Below are 4,559 nucleotides of genomic sequence, written 5' to 3' on the forward strand. Positions count from 1 at the left end.
GCGACCTCCTCTCCCCGCCCGGCGCCGGACGGCAGCGCCGTGACCGCCGCCCTGGCGGACCCCCGCGTGCCCGAGCCGCCGCGCGACAGGAGGCTCGCCCGGTTCCCCGGCAAGGCGCTGCCGTCCAAGCGCCGCGTGGAGGACGAGAGGTCCGGCGTGTCGCTGGTCCGGCTGGGCAGGCCGTGGAAGACCCACGGTGCCTCGCCGTTCTCGACCAAGCAGGTGCTGCCTCCGGTGAAGGGCGCGGGACACCGGGCGATGCTGGTGAGCTGCCCGGTCCCGATCGAGGCGCAGGCGAGCCTGAAGGACACCGCCATCCTGGCCGCACGCTGGACGCTCAACCACCACCCCAAGGGAAGCAAGATCCGCTGGAGCGCCTCCCAGCCGCTCAAGGACGGCTGGCTGCTCGCCTACCGGGTGACGTACAAGGTGAAGGGCAAGAGCCGCTCCTCCATGGCCGCGGTGGTCCTGACCGAATCCGACCGGGCCAAACCCGCCATGGTCTTCGTGACCATCCCCGACGCGCAGCGCAAGCGCTGGCCCGACATCAACGCCGCGGCCTCCTCCGTCAAGCGCCTGTAGGGACCGGAGCCCGTCCGTCCGGGAGCCCGTCCGTCCCGGAGGGCGGGCCCCGCCGGGGTGGCGGACCGGCACGCGGGCGGGCGCCGATAGGGTGGCGCCGTGACCCAGCTCGTGCTCGCCTCGGCCTCTCCCGCCCGCCTCGCCCTGCTCCGCGGCGCCGGGCTCGATCCCAAGGTGATCGTCAGCGGCGTGGACGAGGACGCCCTCACCGCGGACACCCCCGCCGAGCTCTGCCTCACCCTGGCCAGGGCGAAGGCCGCGGCGGTGGCGCGGGACCTGGCCGGCCCGCTGGTGATCGGCTGCGACTCGATGCTGGAACTCGACGGCAGAGCGTACGGCAAGCCGTCCTCGCCCGAGGACGCCGTGGCCCGCTGGCGGAACATGCGCGGCCGGAGCGGCCGCCTGCTCACCGGGCACTGCGTGATCGACACCGCCACCGGCCGGGAGGCCGCCGAGGTCGGCGCCACGACGGTCCGCTTCGGCGCCCCGGACGACGCCGAGATCGACGCCTACGTCGCCACCGGCGAGCCCCTGCGCGTCGCGGGAGCCTTCACCCTGGACGGCACCGGCGGCTGGTTCGTCGAGGGCATCGACGGCGACCACGGCAACGTGCTGGGCATCTCCCTCCCGCTCCTGCGCCGCCTCTTCGCCGCGCTGGGAGTCTCCGTCCCCGGCCTCTGGCGGTACGCGGCGGGCGACGGATCCCGATAATCTTCGCGGCATGGGTGTAATCCGCTCCTTCGCCGACGGCATGGGGTTCTTCCTCCAGGGACTGCGCTGGGTCGCACGCCACCCGGGGTGGTGGCTGTTCGGTCTGATCCCGGCACTGATCGTGTTCGTGCTCTACGCCGCGGGGCTCTACTTCCTGGGAACGAGCGCCGGGGAGCTGGCCGAGTGGCTGACGCCGTTCGCCGACGGATGGAGCGAAGGGCTCCGGAACACCTTCCGGATCCTGGTCGGCGTGGTGGTCTTCGGGGCGGGGCTGGTGCTGGCCGTGGTGACCTTCGCCGCGGTGACCCTGGTCGTCGGCGAGCCGTTCTACGAGAAGCTCTCGGAGAGGGCCGAGCAGACCTACGGCGAGGTGCCCACCGGACACGAGCTGCCGCTGTGGAGATCGATCCCGCGGTCGATCAAGGACAGCCTGGTCACCCTCGGATATGTGCTGCTGTTCACGGTCCCGCTGTTCTTCCTGGGCTTCGTGCCGGTGATCGGGCAGACCGTGGTCCCGGTGCTGGGCGCCATGGTCTCGGGTTTCTTCCTCACGGTCGAGCTCACCGCACTGGCCATGGAACGCAGGGGGCTGGTCCGCAGGAACCGGTTCGCACTGCTCCGCGGGGACAAGGCGCTCGCCCTCGGCTTCGGCGTGCTGCTGTTCCTGCTCTTCCTCATCCCGCTGGGCGCGGTGGTCGCCATGCCCGCCGCCGTCGCGGGCGCGGCCATCATGGTCCGCACGAGGCTGGCCGCCGGCGGTCCGCCCGCCCGGAACACCCCGCCGGGACCCTTCCCGCCGGGACCTTTCCCGCCGGGGCCTTTCCCGTCAGGACCTCGTCCACAGGGGCGCTGACCCGCCGCCGGTCGTCCACAGGGCCGGGGCGGGGCGGAAACCGCCGGCCCGGATCCGGCGATGCTGTCGGCCATGACAACCCACACCCCGGCCTCCCCGGACCTCCCGGCCGGCCCGCCCGACCTGTTGCTCGGCTCCACCGAGGACGTCCTCGGCGCCGTCCCCTACCTGCTGGGCTTCCACCCCGCCGAGAGCCTCGTCGTGATCGGCCTGCGCGGTTCTCCGCCCAAGGGCCGCGTGCACCTCACCGTCCGGTGGGACCTGCCGCTGTCCGACCACGATCTCGGCCGGATCCTCCCGTTGCTCCGCAAGGAGGAGATCACCCAGGTCATCGTCGCCGGCTACGGGTCCGGCGCGCTGGTGACCCCCGCGGCGGACGCGGCCGTCGCCCTGTTCCGGGAGGGCGGGATCAGGCTGCTCGACGCGCTCCGGGTGGAGGACGGCCGCTACTGGTCCTATGTCTGCTCGCGCACCGACTGCTGCCCTCCCTCCGGCGCGCCCTACGACCGCGAGGCAGGCGCGGTCGCGGTCCGGGCCGTCGCGCACGGGCTGGTGGCGCTGCCCGACCGGGAGACCCTGGAACGCTCGCTCGCCCCCCTCGGCGGGCGCCCGGACGGCGATGCGCGGGGTCACCGGTCGCGTCGCGGAGGAACTGCGCCGGCGCGTCGCCGACTGCGAGGACCCCGACGGGCTCGCGGCGGAGCTCGTCGCCGACGGGATGGCCCGCGTGCGCGCGGCGATCGGGGTCTACGCCGCGGGCGGGCGGCTCGACGACGAGCAGGCGGCCAGGCTCGGGTTCGACCTGGCTGTGATCCGGATCCGGGACGAGGCATGGGCGCTGATCACCGATGACTCCCACGATGCTCACCGCAGGCTCTGGCAGGACCTCACCCGCAGACTGGAGCCGAGGTTCGTGCCACCGGCCGCGTCACTGCTCGGCATGGTCGCCTGGCGCGACGGCGACTCCGCCCTGGCGAGCGTCGCCCTGGCCCGTGCGCACGAGACCGATCCCGGCTACTCCATGGCCAATCTGCTCATGGAAGCGCTGCGATGCCTGCTCCCGCCGCACGCGCTCAAGGACAGGATGCCCAGTCCCGAGGAACTGGACCTGCAGATGGGCCTGCCCCGGACGTCCTGGCTGCTCCCCATGGTCGTCCTGTTGGAGGAGCCGTCGGTGGATCCGGTCGGCCTGGCGGGATGAAACGTCAGCCCTCTTCGCGCTTGCGGCGCTCGTTGTAGGCCCGCATGCGGGGCGGATAACCGGTGAGCTGCACGTCGTAGACGGGGAGGGCGAGATCGCGGGCGACCTTGCGGATCACCGCGGGTGCGCCGACCCGGCGCCGGGTCCACTCGCCGTCGTCGGCGACGGCCACGGCGGTGGTGTCGGTCGCGAAGGTCTCCGGTTCGACGTAGAACTCCACGCCGCGGCGTGACTTCGCGAAGGCGATGAGCGCCTCGATGTCGGCGTCGTTCGCCGCCCGATCGAACTTTGCGATCTTCGGCCCGCGCAGACGCCTCAAACCATAGCGATCCCGCCATCTCATGCCCATTGTTATACCTCCCCGGACCCTTCCATGGTGGACGCCAGGGGAACTCCAGGGACGGCGTCAGGGGGAACCCCGATGCGCGGGCCGGCCGTTCCGGACGAACATGGAGGTCAAAAGGGCGACGAAGGGATGGTCGGTTCCATGGCGGGCACAGTGACACCACCGGTGAATCCGCGGCACGGGGGCGTGCCGGCGGCGGGGCCCAGGTCCGGTCACGCCGGCCTCAGGGTGAGCAACCAGGACCGGGAGCAGGTGGTCGAGCACGTCAAAGCCGCCTACGCGGAAGGACGGCTCGACGAACTCGAGTTCGACGACCGGCTGGAGCGGGCGATGACCGCCCGGGTCCACGGCGACCTCATCCCCATCATGCAGGAGCTGTACGGATCCCGTCCGCCCCTGCCCGCCCCCTACCCGCCGCAGATGCGTCCGGCACCGGGCCAGACGTATCCCGGGCAGGCGCGGGCGCGGACGGGCGGGGACCGGGTGGGCGCGGCCGCAGCGCACCTGCTCCCGCTGGCGGGCCTGTTCGTGCTGGGACCGCTCGTCATGCTGCTCGCGGCGGGCAGGACCTCCCCCTACATCCGCAGGCACGCCGTGGAGGCGCTGAACTTCCACCTCACCCTGATCGGCGCCACCATCGTGCTGGCGATCACGTTCGTGGGCGCCGTACTGGTGCCCCTGCTCTGGGTCGGCGGAGTGGTGCTGTCGGTCGTCGGCGGGCTGGCGGCGCTGGGCGAGGGGGACTTCCGCTACCCGTTCACGTTGCGCCCGATCAAGTGAGCCGCGACGCACGCGCCGAGGGCGGGGCGGACCCCGGCGTGCCGGGGCGGGCCCGGCGGGCGCGGCGACGCGCCGTCGCGCGTCGC

General features: G+C 72.9%; 5 protein-coding genes and 1 pseudogene. 5 read left to right on the forward strand and 1 reads right to left on the reverse strand.

Annotated features, from left to right (window positions below):
- The 4 genes and pseudogenes from ACWJ6R_RS30700 to ACWJ6R_RS30715 all read left to right on the forward strand — a co-directional run.
- Positions 1-582 (forward strand): hypothetical protein (locus ACWJ6R_RS30700; RefSeq protein WP_449065572.1); only part of this gene is annotated, 582 nt, incomplete at its 5' end.
- A gap of 99 nt (positions 583-681) precedes the next feature.
- On the forward strand, positions 682-1,293 hold the full coding sequence (locus tag ACWJ6R_RS30705) for a Maf family protein (protein ID WP_449065573.1): 612 nt from the start codon (positions 682-684) through the stop codon (positions 1,291-1,293).
- 10 nt (positions 1,294-1,303) lie between these two features.
- The gene (locus ACWJ6R_RS30710) at positions 1,304-2,146 is read left to right on the forward strand and encodes an EI24 domain-containing protein (RefSeq protein WP_449065574.1); all 843 of its coding nucleotides are present in this window, start codon (positions 1,304-1,306) and stop codon (positions 2,144-2,146) included.
- Between the two features lie 72 nt (positions 2,147-2,218).
- Positions 2,219-3,347, forward strand: a pseudogene (locus ACWJ6R_RS30715) (DUF4192 domain-containing protein).
- 4 nt (positions 3,348-3,351) lie between these two features.
- On the opposite strand, the gene ACWJ6R_RS30720 reads toward ACWJ6R_RS30715, so the two are convergent.
- Positions 3,352-3,690, reverse strand: coding sequence for a hypothetical protein (locus tag ACWJ6R_RS30720; RefSeq protein WP_449065575.1), 339 nt, complete (start codon positions 3,688-3,690; stop codon positions 3,352-3,354).
- 231 nt (positions 3,691-3,921) lie between these two features.
- Here ACWJ6R_RS30720 and ACWJ6R_RS30725 point away from each other — a divergent pair, with 231 nt between their 5' ends.
- Positions 3,922-4,473 (forward strand): DUF4870 domain-containing protein, encoded by a 552-nt coding sequence (locus tag ACWJ6R_RS30725; protein WP_449065576.1) that lies wholly within the window; start codon positions 3,922-3,924, stop codon positions 4,471-4,473.
- Positions 4,474-4,559 lie beyond the last annotated feature (86 nt).

It is taken from the genome of Planomonospora algeriensis, assembly GCF_977012225.1.

Coding starts and splice junctions, on each gene's coding strand:
- ACWJ6R_RS30710 (WP_449065574.1), top strand. CDS start 1,304: ATGGGTGTAATCCGCTCCTTCGCCGACGGCATGGGGTTCTTCCTCCAG.
- ACWJ6R_RS30720 (WP_449065575.1), bottom strand. CDS start 3,690: ATGAGATGGCGGGATCGCTATGGTTTGAGGCGTCTGCGCGGGCCGAAG.